Origin of the sequence: Acinetobacter sp. WCHA29 (assembly GCF_002165335.1) — a bacterium.
Taxonomy (GTDB): Bacteria; Pseudomonadota; Gammaproteobacteria; order Pseudomonadales; family Moraxellaceae; genus Acinetobacter.
On the sequence record NZ_NHRQ01000035.1, the window covers coordinates 1 to 18,426 of the forward strand.

Annotated in this window: 14 protein-coding genes and 5 pseudogenes; 10 read left to right on the plus strand and 9 right to left on the minus strand. The window is 38.4% G+C overall.

The genetic code is table 11. The annotated features are described in order from the left end of the window. Positions 1 to 160: 160 nt before the first annotated feature. Entirely contained in the window at positions 161 to 535 is a 375-nt protein-coding gene (locus CDG59_RS14345) for a hypothetical protein (protein ID WP_004871235.1), read from the minus strand. Between the two features lie 274 nt (positions 536 to 809). On the opposite strand from CDG59_RS14345, the gene CDG59_RS14350 reads away from it, so the two are divergent. From CDG59_RS14350 to CDG59_RS15570, 3 genes and pseudogenes are all read left to right on the plus strand, one after another. Next, complete coding sequence (locus CDG59_RS14350) at positions 810 to 1,133, plus strand: plasmid mobilization protein (protein ID WP_087545960.1); 324 nt, start codon at positions 810 to 812, stop codon at positions 1,131 to 1,133. Beyond that, positions 1,130 to 3,988 (plus strand): relaxase/mobilization nuclease domain-containing protein, encoded by a 2,859-nt coding sequence (locus CDG59_RS14355; protein WP_087545962.1) that lies wholly within the window; start codon positions 1,130 to 1,132, stop codon positions 3,986 to 3,988. Before CDG59_RS14350 ends, CDG59_RS14355 begins: the two co-directional genes overlap by 4 nt. Before the next feature lie 789 nt (positions 3,989 to 4,777). Beyond that, positions 4,778 to 4,966 (plus strand): annotated as a pseudogene (locus CDG59_RS15570) (type II toxin-antitoxin system RelE/ParE family toxin); the annotation flags it as partial. Positions 4,967 to 5,131: 165 nt separating this feature from the next. Here CDG59_RS15570 and CDG59_RS15330 read toward each other — a convergent pair. Continuing rightward, positions 5,132 to 5,389 (minus strand): annotated as a pseudogene (locus CDG59_RS15330) (DNA-directed DNA polymerase); the annotation flags it as partial. Positions 5,390 to 5,540: 151 nt separating this feature from the next. Here CDG59_RS15330 and CDG59_RS14365 point away from each other — a divergent pair. Beyond that, positions 5,541 to 5,690 (plus strand): annotated as a pseudogene (locus CDG59_RS14365) (type I restriction enzyme endonuclease domain-containing protein); the annotation flags it as partial. Positions 5,691 to 5,761: 71 nt separating this feature from the next. Here CDG59_RS14365 and repM read toward each other — a convergent pair. Next, the gene (gene repM / locus CDG59_RS14370; RefSeq protein WP_087545966.1) at positions 5,762 to 6,673 is read right to left on the minus strand and encodes a replication initiation protein RepM; all 912 of its coding nucleotides are present in this window, start codon (positions 6,671 to 6,673) and stop codon (positions 5,762 to 5,764) included. A gap of 405 nt (positions 6,674 to 7,078) precedes the next feature. Between repM and CDG59_RS14375 the strand changes: the two genes are divergently transcribed. Then, positions 7,079 to 7,708, plus strand: coding sequence for an AAA family ATPase (locus CDG59_RS14375; protein ID WP_004676032.1), 630 nt, complete (start codon positions 7,079 to 7,081; stop codon positions 7,706 to 7,708). Beyond that, complete coding sequence (locus CDG59_RS14380; RefSeq protein WP_004676033.1) at positions 7,705 to 7,935, plus strand: hypothetical protein; 231 nt, start codon at positions 7,705 to 7,707, stop codon at positions 7,933 to 7,935. The genes CDG59_RS14375 and CDG59_RS14380 overlap by 4 nt, the downstream gene beginning before the upstream one ends. Positions 7,936 to 8,101: 166 nt before the next feature. Here CDG59_RS14380 and CDG59_RS14385 read toward each other — a convergent pair whose 3' ends face one another. After that, a complete protein-coding gene (locus CDG59_RS14385; protein WP_087545968.1) occupies positions 8,102 to 8,347 on the minus strand; it encodes a hypothetical protein in 246 nt (81 codons plus the stop codon). A gap of 153 nt (positions 8,348 to 8,500) precedes the next feature. Between CDG59_RS14385 and CDG59_RS14390 the strand changes: the two genes are divergently transcribed. Together CDG59_RS14390 and CDG59_RS14395 are read left to right on the plus strand one after the other, a co-directional pair. Then, positions 8,501 to 8,725 carry a helix-turn-helix domain-containing protein gene (locus tag CDG59_RS14390; protein ID WP_087545970.1) on the plus strand — a complete coding sequence of 75 codons (225 nt, stop codon included), beginning with the start codon at positions 8,501 to 8,503 and terminating at the stop codon, positions 8,723 to 8,725. Between the two features lie 172 nt (positions 8,726 to 8,897). Then, positions 8,898 to 9,143: pseudogene (locus tag CDG59_RS14395) on the plus strand (hypothetical protein); the annotation flags it as partial. 70 nt (positions 9,144 to 9,213) lie between these two features. Here the strand turns inward: CDG59_RS14395 and CDG59_RS14400 are convergent. The 4 genes from CDG59_RS14400 to CDG59_RS14415 form a co-directional block, all read right to left on the minus strand. Continuing rightward, a complete protein-coding gene (locus CDG59_RS14400; RefSeq protein WP_087545971.1) occupies positions 9,214 to 12,456 on the minus strand; it encodes a type I restriction endonuclease subunit R in 3,243 nt (1,080 codons plus the stop codon). A 35-nt stretch (positions 12,457 to 12,491) separates the two neighbouring features. Continuing rightward, the gene (locus tag CDG59_RS15380; RefSeq protein ID WP_205635080.1) at positions 12,492 to 13,058 is read right to left on the minus strand and encodes a hypothetical protein; all 567 of its coding nucleotides are present in this window, start codon (positions 13,056 to 13,058) and stop codon (positions 12,492 to 12,494) included. Positions 13,059 to 13,119: 61 nt separating this feature from the next. Next, positions 13,120 to 14,331 (minus strand): restriction endonuclease subunit S, encoded by a 1,212-nt coding sequence (locus tag CDG59_RS14410; RefSeq protein ID WP_087545973.1) that lies wholly within the window; start codon positions 14,329 to 14,331, stop codon positions 13,120 to 13,122. Further along, on the minus strand, positions 14,328 to 15,875 hold the full coding sequence (locus tag CDG59_RS14415) for a type I restriction-modification system subunit M (RefSeq protein WP_087545974.1): 1,548 nt from the start codon (positions 15,873 to 15,875) through the stop codon (positions 14,328 to 14,330). Before CDG59_RS14415 ends, CDG59_RS14410 begins: the two co-directional genes overlap by 4 nt. Before the next feature lie 254 nt (positions 15,876 to 16,129). On the opposite strand from CDG59_RS14415, the gene CDG59_RS14420 reads away from it, so the two are divergent. Together CDG59_RS14420 and CDG59_RS14425 are read left to right on the plus strand one after the other, a co-directional pair. Continuing rightward, on the plus strand, positions 16,130 to 16,708 hold the full coding sequence (locus CDG59_RS14420; protein WP_004676046.1) for a LexA family protein: 579 nt from the start codon (positions 16,130 to 16,132) through the stop codon (positions 16,706 to 16,708). 15 nt (positions 16,709 to 16,723) lie between these two features. Next, on the plus strand, positions 16,724 to 18,028 hold the full coding sequence (locus tag CDG59_RS14425; protein ID WP_087545976.1) for a Y-family DNA polymerase: 1,305 nt from the start codon (positions 16,724 to 16,726) through the stop codon (positions 18,026 to 18,028). 268 nt (positions 18,029 to 18,296) lie between these two features. Here CDG59_RS14425 and CDG59_RS15575 read toward each other — a convergent pair. Beyond that, positions 18,297 to 18,426, minus strand: a pseudogene (locus CDG59_RS15575) (IS5 family transposase); the annotation flags it as partial.

The following is an 18,426-nucleotide window of genomic DNA, read 5'->3' on the forward strand; positions in this document are numbered from 1 at the left end:
TTCTTGCTCATGGTAAACTCCTAATGAGTATGTATAGTTTACCAAGTTAAACCCTCCTGTTTTTTAAGCACACATCATACTTTCGATGGGATCAATTGCTTTGTGTGAAGTAATTTCATATGCACTCGAATCAACTTGATCTTACTTCACATTCAATAATTTATTTTTTCTTCTTCAAAAATTCTTTTAAATTTTCTTCAGAAATACTCGTGAAATTGTTTTCTTTTAGAAAAGTCACTACTTCTTCTACAGTTGCACCAAGACTAAAAAGTTCAAGTAAGGTTTTCTTGTGTTGTGTAAGTAACTGATTACGTGTGATCGTCTTTTCATTCATTTTTTCTATATGACGAAAAAGAATATCTTCAAATTTTTTAGAATCATTGACACTATAAATTTTTTGATTTTTCTCAACAATTTTTGAATGCTTTTCTTCTTTTGTCGATACAGTTTCAGAAGTATTTTCTGTTGAGGATGTTAAATTTTTATTAGCTAGATTCTGAATATCAAGTTCTGAAACATTCTGGTCTTGTATCATGTTTTTTCCTAAGAATAAATATATAAGCCAATTTTTCTGAATATATTCTATTACAGAAATGGTAAAACTTGACCCATTTCTAATTTTTGAATTACTGAAAAATGTAACATTTTGCACTCATAAAAAAAATATAAATCATTCATTATTTTCATTAACGTTAATTCACTCACCGATTACAAAAAAGTACAGGATGGGACGATGTATATCACATCGTCCAGATTCACAAATCTCGAGCTCGCTTCGCTCGGTCTCAATTTGTATAAAGTAGAAAAAAATGAAAGTTAAAGCATCAAGAAATAAGCAGATCATTGTTCGTTTAACTGCAGAAGAACATCAAGATATCAATGATGCCGCTAGGGCATTACAGCTCAATCAATCTGACTATATACGTAAAAAAATTTTAAGTGATGACTACAGTCAATTAATCGATCAACGTGATATTCATACGATTAGGATGATCGGGATTGTTCTCCCAAAAATCTTAATTGAACTCCAAGATAAAGATTTGATCCCCGAAGAATTATGTGACATTACAGAGCTCGTGCATGAGTTGAAAATCATTGTGCGTCGACTAAATGATGAGGTGCTTAAGAGATGATTACTAAGATCATTCCAAATGTATTAGGCACTTCTGTTGAAAATCGTATCAACGGTTTATCAGACTACATACATAATCCAAATCAAACGCGTATCGACTACCTCAGTGACTATATTACTCAGTTGCATGCTAGCTTTAGTCATGAGCTCATTTCTGAAAAATGTGTTTACTCGAATTCACGTAACTTTCTGGATGACAATATTGAGTATCAAAAAATTGAAATGTCACAAACTGCCAGTTTGAATACAAGGGTGGATGACCCAATTGTTCATATCGTCGGAAGTTTTAAAAAATTTGAAGTCCCAACGACCCAGGAATTAGAAGAACAAATCGATATTTTAAGTAAACATCTCAAAGCAGATGACTTACAAATGCAGTATGCATTGCACATTGATACAGACAATGTGCATTTTCATTTGATCATTAATCGAATCCATCCATACCGAAAGAATAATCATAATGAACATCAAGCGGTGGATCTAGCTGATGGTTGGATTTTGAATGCAGTGCATAGAGCCACTGCTGAAATTGAAGCAAAACAAGGCTGGGAACCTGAGCCAAATCCTCTGTTTATCTATAATCATGAAACTGGCCAATGTGAAAAAAACATCAACCACATATCAAATCCTGATGCATTTAAAATCAGTGCAAAGATTCGTGATCAAGAACATCGACATCAACAAAAGAGTCAGTTGCGCAATGACATTGCGACTGCAGGCAACTATCAAGCTGACCTTGAAAAAACCATTCAGCCTATCCTAAACGATGCAAATAGTTGGCAGGACTGGCATCAACAATTAGCAGGTTTAGGAATTTTGTATGAGCGAAAACGTAATGGTAGTATTTTTAAAATAAAAACTGATGATCAACAGTCTCTGACGTTTAAGGCTTCTTTATTTTGCAATAAACAAGTCACTTTAAAGAATTTGGAAAAGTGTTGGGGGGAGTTTACACCTCATCACGTTGATCAGATCAAAATCTATCAGCCCAAATTGAATGCGACAGCTCAGCACACTCCACATGAATCCTCAAAGATCTCTGCTTATCATTTATTCCAAAGTGAAGACTTTTTGGTTAAGGAGCTTCATGACGCTTATCTCAAGATGAAATCAACTAAAGATGTTTATAGTCAGAATCGTCGATCTAAATATCAGGATATCAGCTTCGAGAATGAACTTTATAAATACAATAAATCTTCTTTTTTAAAGCAACATCAAAAGAAATTTCCAGAACAGTCTACTGATACCATTTATACCCTATTGCATTATCAGCATCAGGCAGAACAACTGACCACCAGAGCTGAAATTAGAAAAGTATTTCTTTCCCAAAATCAAAATTTAAGCCAACAGACTTCTGAAAAACTATTTGATCAAAATTTTTTGTCTAGAAACTTTGATTCAACCCAAATTACCTCTTATGCTGATTTTTTAAGATTTGTTTCACCAACTAATCCTATATTGATACAACAACAATTTCTATTTGATCAACGTCAGTCTAAGAATTTTATTTATCAAGAAGATCCAGATATCAAGACTGCCAAAATACTGTTTGATTCACAAGATCATAAAGAGCCTATTGGGATTCAAAATAGATATGGAATTCTGGTCTTTAGTAATTATTCAATCACCCGATTACAGCAATGTTTAAAGAATTTACATCCCGAGCATGAAGTATCAGTTCGAGGATCATCAGATTTTAAAAACTTATTTAAGATGCTGTCCCAACATAAATCCAATGAAATTCAAGATACAAACAAAAGTAGAACTCTGCCTGCTCTCTCAGAATTATCATTAGAGCAACTCCAAATTGGCTTCAAGCAACTCTATCAACATTTTAAGACAACAGGCGAATGCAAAAGCACAGCACTGATCAAAACTGGTTTACTTCTGAACTGTTGTGGCATCAAACTGAGCCAGCTCACATCTATTTTAGCAACATGTATTCAAAAGCATCAATTGCCTCAGCTTAATCAAGACGATCAGAGTATCTTGATCCAAAGACTGCATAACCTGATCTATACACAAGCTTCAAAATTAAATAAAAAATATTTCAACTCAAATGACATTGAGCAAACCTGGCAATTATATTTTTCTTTACAACATCAGCCTATGATCAACGAAAAATGCCATACCCTTGTTATAACCAACGATGCTTCGCAACATTTGAAAGACCTAGCACTTATACCTAAAAATAAAGTGAACAAATCCTATCAACAGACAGAATCTTTATCTGAACTAGATTACTTACAGATGTTTGAGTTTTACGAATACAGCAGAAAAGCTAAGCTACAAAAACAACAGGAATTAGAGCGGAATAATATCTTCACGAGGCCAAAAGAAACATTGGAAGATTCTGATCAAATTTTACAGTCAGCTTCCCCTATTAAAAAATATCGTATCGAATACAGATTTGGAGAAACATTTTATATCGATCAAGAGAAAGTCGCTTTTTTTGAAAGTAAAAAATCTGAAAATATTACTGTACTGAGCCAACAACGTGACCATATTCACGATGCCTTATTATTAGCTAGAGATAAGTTTGGTGTTGTATTGGTCTCTGGTACAGATGACTTTAAAAGACAGGTTCAAGAAATTGCACGTGCAACAAATATAAGAATCGAATTTGACCACCCATTAGTAATAGATCGTCAAGTTGAAAGCTCAGCGAACGACAAGATAGCTCACAATATTGTGCACCAAATAAATGAGCACAAGACTGTTATTCCTAATTCCCCTCCAACATCACCAACTATAGAAGATCACCCCCTCCCTATCGATAAAGAAAAGTCTATAACATTAGATGAAAACTCTAAGAGCCTAAACCGTACCACTGATAGCTATGATTTTGGTTTCTAGTCCTTCGGTAATCCCCCCTTCAAATTAATTTTTTATAAATTCTGATAGAAGATAAAAAAATGCTAAAAAAACTAGATTTTTCATATTTATTGAGTTATAAAATCAATAGCCCCCTAGTTTTATAACAGACTAGTTGGTTAGCTAGAATTAAGGCTAGCGGGAGAAAGTCACTCTTATTTAAAGACATGAAAGGATAACTCGTTTTTTACGTGTTTTTCGTGTGCTTTAAATAAGGTTAAATAGTGAAATCTTCGCAACTATACAATACATTTCTTCTTAATATTCTTGATAAATTGGTTCACAATTCATCGGATAGCTTTACTGTCTCTTTTATTAATATAAATAATTCTAAGATGTTAGAAATATTTTGTGACTCTCTTCTTTCATTTCATTTTTTTGGATACAAGTATATCGGTAATAAATACTATAAAGTACATAATGGTTTAATTTTTAGCTACACCATAGACCACGGGAAAAAAATTATTACTTTTAAATGTGATTTGAAAAAAGAAATATCTGGGTTGGACTTAATCACTAAAAAATTGTATTTAAATCGAATATTATTCAATAGCAATTAAAATTAAAAATAGTCAAATTAATTCTGAAAAGTTAATTTAACTATTTTTTCGTTATTTCTTTTAGAGTATCCAATTGAATAGCCACCAAAATTCTAGACTGGACTGCCACCACTCTCCTAGACAAATTTAGTCTATTCTTGGGCCTTTTCATAATCTAATGGAGAACGCTGACCATTGGAACCATATCTGCGTTTTGAATTGTAGAACCTCGGTATTGGAGAATCCTCGAATTCCCAAAAACAAGCTGTCAGGATATCCTAACCGCTACAAGATTAAACTTCGCAGTATTGGATATCACTTGGTTTATGAAGTCATTGATGAGGTAATTATCATCGTGATTGCTGTAGGCAGATGTGAAAACAATGCTGTCTATAACGAAGCCAACTCTCGCCATTCATAGGTAATTTACTACTTTAAGCAGAAATTCCTTTACAGAGGAATTTCTGCTTATTGGTTGTATTGAATAAACTAAATGGCTTCATATTAGTTGTTTTTTTATTCTTAATTGAAATCAAATTGAAACTAATTAGTAACTAGAATTATGTTCTCAAAATAAGTATCATCACTATTTCACACTCAGTAATTGATCCCACTTAAAGTAGTTCTGTGTCAGTGAATCTCGGGACATATTTCATGTTCTGTTCAGCATTAAACTTGCACCCAAGGCAATCTTGGTTTTGCTATACTTAAGATAAATCGCTTCAAGGAAATCCATCAAAGCATCACTGATCTCTACATGCTGCATGTCTTTAAACATATCATAGACATGATTTTCCTTTGGTTCGAGACACGTCAGAATCATGCCACATTTCTTGAATGCTATACCGGCAACAACATATAGCTAAATTCTAAAGGCTGTAGCACGTAAATATATTTGTAAAATACTATTTTACAATGGTTTTTGATGTGCTACTAAATTAAGTAATCAGCTATAGTCAAGCGATCATGCAACAACTGTATGAATGGCTCAACCAACATCATCTGACGATGCCAGGGCGAAGCTAAGAGTCATTGTGAAGCGCCTACTCAAGAAGTATAGTTATCCACCTGATATGGCTTTATTGGCTACAGAGACTGTGCTTGAGCAGGTTGAAAAATTAGCAGAAGAGCTCTCTGCTGCTTAATTTTTTTGTAATCAAATTGAAATCATTACAAAACTATATTAATTGTATATAACAACTAATCTAGTTGCATTCTATAATTCAAGACCTAACTCTTTGAGGACGCCAGCATACTTTCTGACAACCTCGGCATCTTGTAGTTCGATCAGAAGCCTTTTCTCTAGATCAGCATAGCTTTCCCCTACTGCAGCTTTTTGGCTTGCAAATGGATCATGGTGAGCCAGCTTGTTGGCAAACAATTTGATCTGTTTGTCACTCAGCTTTTTAGGGAGTGTTTGGACACTCAATGCTGTGTTTTTTGAGCTGAATGAGAAAGAGAAACCAGTAATAACTCTACCTGATTTATGTTGTTCATACGATGCAACAATATCGGTCTTCTCGTTGATTTGAGTAAGAGCTAAATCAAGCACCTTCTTCTTGAAGTTACCCATGATTTGATACTCATCAGTACCAAGACCCAGCTTAAAACGAAAGTCTTCAATATTGAATAATGGAGTTTTTCCAACACTTCGCCATTGAATTAAGAGCTCATATAAGCGAATAGCATACTTACTTGATAAGGAACTGATCTGCTTTAATTCATAAGAGGTAAATGAACGCTCTAACTGGGTAATAAGCGGAATAACATCAGGCGCAAAAACTAACTCCAAAATACCGGCACTATCAACATAGGCTATTTTGGAAACCCAACGAGACTTCACGATCTTTTCCTGCTGAGTTCCCTCATGGATACCCTTGTAACTGAACTTACGCTCAAACAAGCTATTAGCCGCATTCTTTAATGCTTCGTAGGCTGCATGCCGATCCACATTGAATTGCTTCATATAATGCTGTGCATGGACTTCTAGGGTGGTATTGGCATCAATCCCCTTACTCAGATCTCTAGCTTGAACAATCGCTAAAAGAATCAGTCTCTGCTCAGTAGTATCTAAGTTATAGCTCGCATTAATGAGTGCATTGTCTTTAACAACTAATTCTTTTGACATACAGACATTCCTAGTTTTTTGCCTTAATAAATATACCTAAACATTTTTAGTATGTAAATGGTGGGAAAAGGTATCGGTATTGGTGGGAAAAGGTATCGGTATTGGTGGGAAAAGGTATCGGTATTGGTGGGAAAAGGTATACATATGTCCTCTGAAATGCTGATGTAGCAAGACTTTCAGGCAGCGTAAAAATATTAAAAATTAAAAATTAAAAAATAAAAAAGAAATTTGTTGAAAAATTGGTATTTTATTGTTTAAAAATTAGCCAATTAAGGTTTGAAAGTCAAAGTGGTATTTTATTAAAAATTAATCTGGTGGGAAAAGGTAGTTATATGGATAATCTCTTTACTTAATAGCAATCTGATTCTATATTACATTCAAACTAGTTATAAACTAAATGTAAAAATGATCATCTTAATTGGTAGTCAAAAAGGTGGATGCGGTAAATCAACAATAGCCATCAACATTGCAGCATATCTTGCTAAACATAACAAAGACATCGTACTTGTTGATGCAGATCCTCAGCAAAGCTCAGCTAATTGGGTAAAAGACCGTGATGAAACAAGTCTACCCAAAGTACATTGTGTTCAACGCTATGGCGATATTAAGAACACACTGAAGGATTTAGATGGTCGCTATGACTATGTAATTGTCGATGTTGCTGGGCATGACAGCAAAGAGCTTAGAACAGCAATGTTAACTGCTCACTATCTGGTAGTGCCATTTAGACCATCACAATTCGACTTGGATACTTTACCTCATTTATCAGAAGTCATTGACCAAGCGAAGTCCTTTAATGAGGAGCTGAAGTCATTTGGATTACTAACATTAGCTCCTACAAATCCATCAGTATCTGAAGTGCAACAAGCAAATGACTACTTAGCTGACTTTCCGTTGTTCACAACCTTGTCGTCAGTGATCCATGATCGTAAAGTTTATCGTGATGTCACAGCTGAAGGAAAAGGTGTTGTTGAATCAAACAACCCCAAAGCAACAGAGGAGTTCGAGGCTTTTATGGAGGAACTTCTAGCATGATCAAGAAAAGAGAAACTACGAACCTTCTTTCTGAAGAAGAATTCATTAATGGTGCTAATGAACAGCTCACACCAAAATTAGACCCAAAAGCTTCCAGAAAATTTAAGACACATACGATCCCGATGAATGAATATGAGTATCAGTTGCTCGCTAAGTTAGCTGAAAAGTACGGTCAAACTCATAATGGAATTATCAGATTTGCTTTGAAGAAACTTAGTGAAGAATAGCAACTAATTTAGAACTAAATTACAACTATTTTGGTTTTAAATTAGCTGTGTTTTGGATGTAAAAAAGTCCTTAATCATTAAGGGCTTTTTTGTATCTAAATCTTTCCTCTTTTATAGCGTTTACTCTAATTTCAACTGCTACAAAAGAGGAAAGACGATTCATCAATTAATAGTCAAAGTTAAAGAAATTTTCTGGGAAACAAGAAAGGAAAGCTTTTCGAATATCACTGTATTCACCTTCTGGATGTTCTTCTAGATAACGTCGAGTCCAAATCAGTGTAGCTTCATAATCGTTAAAGCACTGATCGAGTTGTAAAAAAATCCAGAGTTCATGGGCTTTTTGAATGAAAAAGTCATTAATAATCATGAGAGCAATTTTCTTTTCAGTGTTTGAATCCGGGTATGAATACATCGTATGTTTCTCCGATAGAGATGATAAATAGATTAGTTGATAAGCTATTTATAACACATAAAAATATGTGTTTTACACATATTTTTATGTGTTTTTATGTAAATGTAACCCTATGCTATAATTTCAAAACACCATTTCTATAAATTTAATCAAATGCCATATACTGAATTTCAACGTCTTATCGGTAAAGCAGGGCTTTCAATTAAAGAATTTGCTGAATTATTGGGCATGAAACCTAATTCAATTACGAATTACAGTAAACAAGGTGTCGTGCCTACACATATCGCTGTAATTGTTGCGTTGATTTCTACGATGAAAGATGAGGGATTGGATTTCTATCCTATTTTCGAAAAAATTAAGTCATATTCAAAAGACTAAGACTCTCGTTTGTTGATTGTTTTAAGCTGTTAGTGATGACGTAAAAAATGCCTGAAGTTCAGTCATTTTTTCGTTTCAGGGACTTATAAACCTCGATAAAACTTTTCAATAAAATTTCGAGTTTTGAGAACCAGAGTGTTCATCTGGGTGAACCGTACCGGGTTTGTCGGAGACTTTTTCATTCAAACCTAAGCAACCTGTGGATGCAATTACGCATAATAAACCTAAGAAATTGACAGATAAACAGATTCAATTCTTTGCCAACAAGCTAGCTCACCATGATCCATTTGCAAGCAAAAAAGCTGCAGTAGGGGAAAGCTATGCTGATCTAGAGAAAAGGCTTCTGATTGAACTACAAGATGTCGAGTTTGTCAGAAAGTATGCTGGTGTTCTCAAAGAGTTAGGCCTCGAGGTATGATATGCAACTAGATTAGTTGTTATGTAGAACTAATCTAGTTTTGTAATAATTTCAATTTGATTGCAAAAAATTAAGCAGCAGATAACTCATCTGCCAATTGCTCTGCCTGTTCCAAGATAGTCTCTGTTGCCAATAAAGCCATGTCAGGTGGATAGCCATACTTCTTGAGTAGACGCTTCACAATGACTCTCAGCTTCGCTCTAGCAGCTTCTTTGATGGTCCAATCCAGAGTGACATTCTTCCGAATGGACTCAGTGAGGACTACTGCAAGCTCTCTGAGAATGTCCTTCTGCATCAACTCTCTGGCACTGTCATTGTCTGCAACTGCTGAATAGAATGCATATTCATATTCAGTCAGGTTGAGTTCCTCTGCCATTTTGTCTGACTCTTGGATTGCCTTAGCCAACTTGATGAGTTCATCAATGACTTCGGCTGCAGTCAGCACCTTGTTCTGATAGCCCTTGATCGCAGAGCTCAGCATATCCATGAGCTTTTTACCTTGCGTGACACTCCGCTGTTCTCTTACCTTGATCTCATCACCAAGGAGCTTCTTCAATGTTTCAAGTGCAATGTTCTTATGCTGATAGCCTTTCATCTCCTGCAAGAACTCATCTGAGAGAATTGAGATGTCTGGCTTCTGGATTCCTGCGGCATCGAAGATGTCGACCACTTGTTCTGTAACAAGTGCTTGGTCAATGGTTTGCTTCACTTTAGCTTCAAGCTCAGCATTACTCATGCCTGAGACGTTGCCTGAGCCATCACTGAACTTCACAAGTCGCGCTTTCACTGCTTGGAAGAAGGCAACCACTGGTGCTGCTTCCATCGCATGAGGATGAGGCACTGCTAAAGCAAATGCCTGTGACATCGCTGCAACTGCTGTCAGAAAGCGAGTCTTACCATCTCCTTGGTCAACACCTAAGATGTGTTCTTCTGCTTCAAGGATAATGTTGAGCTTACGAGAAGTATTGGCTGTGAAGTATTCTTGGTAATTGAAGCCATGCATAATGCCATCAATGACTTCGAGCTTCTCTTGTAGAATGGTTGCAGCTTCATCCTGTACTAATGCAGGGTCACCCTTACCACCTGCTTCAGAGTAAAATGAAAGTGCTTCTTTCAGGTCTGATGCAATACCTAGGTAATCAACAACGAGTCCACCAATCTTATCTTTATAGACACGGTTCACTCGTGCAATCGCTTGCATGAGGTTATGGCCTTTCATTGGCTTGTCGATGTAGAGCGTGTGCATACTCGGTGCATCGAAGCCAGTCAGCCACATATCACGAACAATCACCAGTTTCAGCTTGTCATCATTGTCCTTCATACGATTGGCCAGGATTTGGCGTTGTTGCTTGGTCGTATGGTGTTTGGCAATCTCCTTACCATCAGAAGCAGATGAGGTCATCACCACTTTGATCACACCATCGTTTAGATCATCGCTATGCCATTCTGGTTTGATCGCTACAATTTCGTTGTAGAGGTCGACAGCAATCCTGCGGGACATGCTGACGATCATGCCTTTACCTTGGTTTGCATTAGCTTTCAGACGTTGTTCAAAGTGTTCTACGATGTCTTTGGCAATCGCTTTGATACGCTCTTTACTGCCGATCAGCCCTTCGACTCTTGCCCACTTCGCACGCTCTTTTTGTGTTTGGTTTAAGTCGTCTTCACTGAACTGTTCGTCAAAGTCTTCAATCAGCTCTTTTCCTTCCTCACTGATGGCAATCTTGGCGAGTCGGCTTTCATAGAAGATCCGAACGGTTGCACCATCCTCAACAGCCTGAGAAATGTCATAGATGTCGACATAGTTACCAAACACTGCAGGCGTGTTGACATCCGTCTTCTCAATCGGTGTACCAGTGAAGCCAAGATAAGTGGCGTTCGGCAAGGCATCGCGCATGTACTTGGCGAAACCATAGACAGTACGCTTACCTACGACTTTGCCCTCATCGTCCTTCACATCGACTTCTTTGGCATTGAAACCATACTGTGAACGATGTGCCTCATCTGCAATCACCACGATGTTGGTGCGGTCTGACAGCAGCTCATAAACACTGCCACCATCTTCAGGTTGGAACTTCTGGATGGTGGTGAAGATCACACCACCTGAGCCAACTTTGAGGAGTTCTTTAAGTTCTTCTCGGTTATCTGCTTGCTTAGGGGTTTGTCTAAGCAGTTGGCTTGATGCTGCAAAGGTTCCGAACAGTTGGTCATCTAAGTCATTACGATCTGTGATGACCACCACTGTTGGGTTATCCAAAGCCAGGACAATTTTGCCTGTGTAGAAGACCATAGACAGAGATTTACCCGAACCTTGGGTATGCCATACTACACCTGCTTTCTTGTCACCGACTGCTTGTTGTTGCACAAGTTCAAGCTTACTCCTGCCTTGGTGTTGCATAGCAAGTTCTGCTGATTTCGAGTCCGAAGACATTGCAGACGCACGAATAGTAGAGAGGACTGCTGCATTCACTGCATAGTACTGGTGGTAAGCAGCCATCTTCTTGATAGTCTTAATAGTGATTAAGCCGTTGGCATCTTCTTGCTTATTGGATTCAAACACAATGAAGTGTCTGATCATGTCGAGTAATGTCACTGGATTGAGCAAACCATGTAGTAAGACTTCAAGCTGTGCCTGCGTCTTCTTTGCTTTGGTTTGACCATTAGAAGTCTTCCAAGCCATGTAACGACTCAGGTCTGCTGACACAGTGCCTGCTTTCGCCTCTAAACCATCAGAGATGACGTTGAAAGCATTGTAGGTGAACAGTGATGGGATCTGGCTTTGGTAGGTCTGGATCTGCTTATATGCGCCTTCTACTGTGGCATTCTCGTCTGTGGCATTTTTAAGCTCAATGACCACTAAAGGTAAGCCATTCACATAGATGATAATGTCAGGTCGTCTTGTCCAACGATCTTCTTTGATGGTGACTTGGTTTACGACAAGGAATTCGTTATTGCTTGGATTATTGAAGTCAACAAGCCAAGCATATTCACCTTGGGTGTTACCATCCTTGCTCACTTCAATATTGATGCCTTCAGTAAGTAAGCGGTGGAATGCCTGGTTGTTGCTGAGCATATCTGGGGAATGCAGATTGGTGACTTGCTTCAGTGCCTCAATGCACTTGTCTTCATTCAAATGAGGATTGAGACGTTGCAAGGTCTCCAGTACTTTGGCTTCCAAAATGACCTGCTTATAGCTTCGTAGAGGGTTGCTTCCCTTGGATTCAATATCAGGTCCATACACATAGGTATAGCCCATTCCCTCCAGTTGCTCTATCGCCATCAGCTCTATGTCTGATTCGGTCATTTTAGTCATGGTTTCCCCCTATGTTTTCAAAATCTTAAGTATTTTTAATAATTATTAGAGCAACCTGAATATGAATCACATGATCCGCTAAATGTATTACCATCACTATCGGTTCCATTGTAGTAATAAGTATTACCTATCTTTTCACCTGTCTGATTCCATTCATTCCCATCTTTGTCATATCCTGTCGTATATACCGTATTACCAATGGTCTCACTTGTTTGACTCCACGTTGAACCTGATAAACTACTACCCTGAACTTCTGTAGTATTTCCATACTTAGTAATCTCATAAGTATTTCCATTGTTTGGATCCACACAGGTATACATAGTTTCACTACCTGTACAATTACTTCTATCACTTACATATCCAGAAGAAGATTCCTCTCCTACTAAATATTCTTCAGACTCACTATCTGTAAAATTATCATTACCCGAATAAATGTAAGTATCTGCATCTGAATAATTGTAACTATCTGCCTCTGACTCAATCTCACTTTCATCATCTAATGTAGTTTCCTCAAATGAGTAAGCGGCATCTTCAGCTTTTTTAGCGCAACCTCCCAAAATGAAAATTGAAACCATAGCTAAAATCAGTAATTGTTGCTTCATGCTAGTTGCCTTCCCCTTTAATGTAAAAACGGTGAAGCCATCAAATGACTTCACCTAAATGTTATGCAACTTCTTCCGTTTGGTATTGGACTCTGACTTCACCACTCATGAGTTTTGGTAGAAGCGTGTCTCTTAGGTTTTCTAGTGTTTGGATTTGCTTTGCATTTAGCTTAATTTTGCTAAACCAATTGATACAGTAGCCATTGAATCTCTTTAACAGAGACTCAGGTGGGCAAACAAATGGAAGTTCCCTAAAACTTGCTTTGGAAATTTCTTGAAACACTGAACCATTACCTGAATTTTTGATCAACTCCATATTGGCTTTACACCACAAGTACATGAACTCATTGCTGTACAAATCATGCTTAAGAATTGCAATATATCCTTGGTTTACAGCAACCTCTATGTCAGTTAATGCTAAATAGCCAATAGGAGCACGAGATGACATGAGCAATGTACCAACTGGTAATAACCCGGAGCTGACCTTTGTTAAGCCTAATTCAGTAATTGTTCGCTCAGTTGAAAACATATACAAAGACTTAGCAGTTGAAAGGTCTCGAGGTGATGTCCATGCAATACTACCATCCCAATAGCTTGGCTCTTTAGTACTAGGTGTTCCACCGCCCTTAATGGTAAAGATGTCACCTATCGTTTTCTCTTCCCAATCCTCTTTCGCTTCCTCAATAAACCATTGACGAAACAGTGTTTCAGCCATGGCTTCTAAGGTCTTGTTCTGACGATGCAGTAAGTCAATCTTGTCATCGAGGGATGAAAGGACTGAGGCTATGGCTTTTTGTTCAGGGAGAGAAGGAAGTGCAAATTCATAATCCTTGATTTGTTGTCCACTAATATGAGGAACTGCTGTACCAGTTTCTATAGAACAAACATATTCCGTAAAATTCTTAGATCCGACAACATACCTTAGAAACTGTTGGTCAAGTGTTTCCTTAGCTCGTAAACAAGCTACACGTTGAACTAATAAACATGGTAAATCTTGATTAGAGACAATCGAATACTTTAATCCTGCTTCTATCCATGGACGATCCATTGCCAATATCACATCATTTACTTTAAGAAAGTAATTCTGTTCGCGAGGATCACTTGTCAATTTCCATCGCTTTACGTTCTCCCAGCGTAGATAGCCTTGAGCAACGTTATCACCTCTCAGTAACTTTATGTCCTCATCGGAATCTGTATATTCCTTGCTCTTGAATGGAAATCCAGTTAGTAGATTGACATGATCCCCAAGTTTGACTGCCACCCATTCACTCATACAATCACCTTTGCCAAGTTCTCAGCAATGGCTTGATTGAGCTTGGCTTCCTCAGCAAGCTGTGCCTCAAACTCTGCTTTCAAGCTGGTAAAACGTTCCTTAAAGTCGAACTCATCTTCATCATCCGCTAAACCCACATAACGACCTGGTGTCAGTACATAATCAAGCTCAGCCACTTTCTCAAGCGGTACAGATGCACAGAAGCCTGCAACGTCTTCGTACTCACCCTCTTGGTTTCTCCAATTATGGTAAGTGTCAGTAATCAGCTTAATGTCTTCATCAGACAACACCTTGGTTCTGCGGTTAATCAGATGACCTAGGTTACGAGCATCAATGAACAGAATCTCATTGCTACGGTCTTTGTACTTGGTTGAACCAACACGGTCACGACGCATAAACCATAAAGCAGCAGGAATCTGTGTGTTCAGGAACAGCTTGGCAGGTAGATTCACAATACAGTCGATGACATTGGCTTCTGAAACCAAGGCTTTACGAATCTCACCCTCACCACTGGTTTTAGAGGTTAAAGCACCTTTCGCAAGGACTACACCTGCCTGACCTTTAGGACTCATGTGATACAGGAAGTGTTGCATCCATGCGAAGTTGGCATTACCTGCAGGTGGTACACCCAACGACCAACGAGCATCTTCTTTAAGTAAGTCACCACTCCAGTCAGAGACGTTGAATGGTGGATTAGCAATGATGTAATCCGCTTTTAGGTCTTTGTGTGCATCGTTGAGGAATGAACCCTCAGAGTTCCACTTCACATGCTCTGAGTTGATGCCACGAATCGCTAAGTTCATCTTAGCGAGTCGCCAAGTGGTTTGGTTACTTTCTTGTCCATAGATGGAGATGTCATCGACTAAGCCTTGATGCGACTCTACAAACTTCTCAGACTGTACAAACATACCGCCCGAACCACAGCAAGGATCGAATACACGTCCTTTATATGGTTCAAGCATATTAACCAATAAGCTTACGATGGATTTAGGTGTGTAGAACTGCCCACCTTGCTTGCCTTCAGCTAAAGCGAACTCACCAAGGAAGTACTCGAATACATGCCCTAGAACGTCTGCAGAGCGCGATTTCGCATCGCCTAGTGCAATGTTACCAATCAGGTCAATCAGCTCTCCTAGGCTCGTAGGATCGAGATTCTGACGTGCATAGACTTTAGGAAGTACACCCTTCAATTGAGGGTTGTCATTCTCGATGGCTTCCATTGCCTCATCAACGAGCTTCCCGATGTTAGGCTGTTTGGCTTGGTTTAACAGGAATGACCAACGTGCATTCTCTGGAACAAAGAAGACGTTGTATGCAGTGTATTCATCACGGTCTTCAGGGTCAGCTCCTGCAAACTCTCCTTCACCTAAAACCAGTAAGTTGTAGTGGGCCTCAAATGTGTCACTGATGTATTTGAGGAAAATCAAACCAAGGACGACATGCTTGTACTCTGCAGCATCAATGTTCTTACGAAGTTTGTCTGCAGTCTTCCATAACACAACCTCTAAGGGTTCTTGTTTGGTTTGCTTTGGAGCACGAGCCATAAAATCATCCTGCAATGAATAGCTTATCTAATATTTGTTAATTGAATACTAACCAATTATCTATGCGTGCGTAAGCATGCAGATGACATTAATTGTCGTATACCTCCAGTGAGGTGGCGATAATGCGGGAAAATTTGCAGTAGCCTTTATGGGAACCATAAGGTTTATTCGCCACTCATCGAAATGGTCTTGAATCTGTAATACATTCAGTCATATATTTGATTACGTCACAAAATCAAAAAAGTAGATGAGTCATGAGCAATAGTCGTGGGGGAAGCCGAGAAGGTTCCGGTAGAAAGCTCAAATATAATGAGCCTACAAAAACGATAAGAGTACCTGTATCCAAAATCATAGAGATCAGGAATTACCTCAACGAGGCAGAGAAGCAAAGCTTCAATGATGTGACATCCATCACGCTTGTAGATCCTACAACACTTATGCATATTCCTTTGGCTTCAGAAAAGGTTGCTGCTGGTTTCCCTTCTCCTGCCCAGGACTATATCGACAAAACTTTGGACATGAATGAACACCTCATCAAAAATGAAGCTGCAACCTTCGTTGTGAAAGTAGCTTCACTTTCCATGAGAGATGCAGGTATTGAGATTGATGATGAACTGATTGTAGACCGGAGCATTGAAGCCAAGCATGAAGACATCGTGATTGCACTGATCGACAATGAGTTCACTGTAAAACGTCTCATGATTGAGGGTGATGATAACCGTTGGCTTAAAGCAGAGAACCCTGAGTATTCTGACATTCATCTAAAGGATGGGCAGGAAATGGTGATTTGGGGTGTAGTGACTTTTGTTATCAAGCCATTCAGAAAGCGTTAATACTTTATTGGTTTCATGCTCATGCAAGCATCTCACCAGAAGATCTACGCTTTAGTAGACATCAACAACTGCTATGTCAGTTGTGAACGCATCTTTAACCCAAGTTTGAACAATAAGCCTGTCATTGTGCTATCCAACAATGATGGCTGTGCTGTAGCTCGATCTCAGGAAGCCAAGGACTTGGGCATCAAGATGGGTGTTCCTCTCTTTCAGATCAAGGACATCGTAGAGCAGCATCAGGTGCAGGTGCTATCAAGCAACTATGCACTGTATGCAGAAATGTCTCGCAGATTCATGAAAATCCTATCAGATTTCGTATCTCCCAAAGAGCAGGAGATTTACTCAATTGATGAGTGCTTTCTGGATCTGACAGCTCATTCAGGGAATTACGACTTGACTGAATATGCCCATCAGATTCGTCAGCGTGTGTTTTCTTGGCTTGGTTTACCTGTATGTATTGGCATTGGACGCTCAAAGACTGAAGCGAAACTAGCGAACCATATTGCCAAGAAGAACGCTTACTTCAATGGTGTTTGCAACTTGGTTTCAATGGATCCATGCTCTGCTGAAACTCTGCATCAAGCCATAGATGTTGGTGAAATCTGGGGCATAGGCCGAAAGCATTCTAAGAAGCTCAACAGCCTGGGGATTCATTCAGTTATGGATTTTGTCTTGGCTTCCCCTCTGATGATCAGGGACCAATTTTCTGTAGTGATGCACAGAACCTTATTGGAACTCCATGGAATTGCTTGCATTGAACTGGAACATACGCCACCAGCCAAGAAGCAAATTATTGCGAGTCGCTCTTTTGGTCAACGCATCTACCATATTGATGATCTCAAGGAGGCTATGTCGCTATATGTCATGGATGCGGTTAGCAGACTGAGAGATGATAATCTGTTGTGTGGTTGTCTGATTGGTTTCGTACAATCAAACCCATTTGATAGCTCAAAGCCCTTCTACAACAAGTCTTTATCCTTGGCTTTACCAGAACCTACCGACAACTTATTGCTGCTATCTAAACTCGCTACAGCGATGATTGATGGCCTGTATGCCAAGGACATTGCCTTCAAGAAATGTGGCGTGATTCTGACGTGTCTCGAACCAAAGGCAAGCCATGTATATGATATGTTTACCGACATGAAGCATATCGAGATCAGTGACGCTTTGATGGATTCCCTTGAAGCGATTCATCTTAAGTATGGCAAAACCAAGATTGCCTTGGGCGCAAGTTTAATGCCGAACAGAACATGGAATATGTCACGAAATCGGCTAACACAGAACTACTTTAAGTGGGATGAGCTACTTACTGTGGGGTAGTAGCAAATCAAATAATCTATTTTTTGATTTCAAATTATAATCAATTTAGTTTCAATAAAATTGCAATTGAAAACTAAAAAACAACTAATAGAAGGCTGCAAAAGAGTGAAATACTCATTTATCTTAGTCAAACGATTAGTTAATTTACTCGAGGCATACGAGCAAATAAGGTATATTTGAGTATTCCAAATATACTTTATAAGGATAAAAAATGAGTATGAACAATTTACTTCCACACATAATGCCTCCTACTAGGGTTTGTTGAGAATTACCGAGAGTTAATTAAACTCGCGCACAATTGAATCATGGCTTCAAAACTCGTATCTGTTTTACAACTACGCATCGCTATACGTTTAAATTCTTTTAACTTACAGAAATAGTTTTCAATGAGATGACGC

Bases quoted from the DNA above. Each gene is read 5' to 3' on its own strand.
- CDG59_RS14345 (WP_004871235.1), bottom strand. From the start codon at position 535: ATGATACAAGACCAGAATGTTTCAGAACTTGATATTCAGAATCTAGCT.
- CDG59_RS14350 (WP_087545960.1), top strand. From the start codon at position 810: ATGAAAGTTAAAGCATCAAGAAATAAGCAGATCATTGTTCGTTTAACT.
- CDG59_RS14355 (WP_087545962.1), top strand. From the start codon at position 1,130: ATGATTACTAAGATCATTCCAAATGTATTAGGCACTTCTGTTGAAAAT.
- repM (WP_087545966.1), bottom strand. From the start codon at position 6,673: ATGTCAAAAGAATTAGTTGTTAAAGACAATGCACTCATTAATGCGAGC.
- CDG59_RS14375 (WP_004676032.1), top strand. From the start codon at position 7,079: ATGATCATCTTAATTGGTAGTCAAAAAGGTGGATGCGGTAAATCAACA.
- CDG59_RS14380 (WP_004676033.1), top strand. From the start codon at position 7,705: ATGATCAAGAAAAGAGAAACTACGAACCTTCTTTCTGAAGAAGAATTC.
- CDG59_RS14385 (WP_087545968.1), bottom strand. From the start codon at position 8,347: ATGTATTCATACCCGGATTCAAACACTGAAAAGAAAATTGCTCTCATG.
- CDG59_RS14390 (WP_087545970.1), top strand. From the start codon at position 8,501: ATGCCATATACTGAATTTCAACGTCTTATCGGTAAAGCAGGGCTTTCA.
- CDG59_RS14400 (WP_087545971.1), bottom strand. From the start codon at position 12,456: ATGACTAAAATGACCGAATCAGACATAGAGCTGATGGCGATAGAGCAA.
- CDG59_RS15380 (WP_205635080.1), bottom strand. From the start codon at position 13,058: ATGAAGCAACAATTACTGATTTTAGCTATGGTTTCAATTTTCATTTTG.
- CDG59_RS14410 (WP_087545973.1), bottom strand. From the start codon at position 14,331: ATGAGTGAATGGGTGGCAGTCAAACTTGGGGATCATGTCAATCTACTA.
- CDG59_RS14415 (WP_087545974.1), bottom strand. From the start codon at position 15,875: ATGGCTCGTGCTCCAAAGCAAACCAAACAAGAACCCTTAGAGGTTGTG.
- CDG59_RS14420 (WP_004676046.1), top strand. From the start codon at position 16,130: ATGAGCAATAGTCGTGGGGGAAGCCGAGAAGGTTCCGGTAGAAAGCTC.
- CDG59_RS14425 (WP_087545976.1), top strand. From the start codon at position 16,724: ATGCTCATGCAAGCATCTCACCAGAAGATCTACGCTTTAGTAGACATC.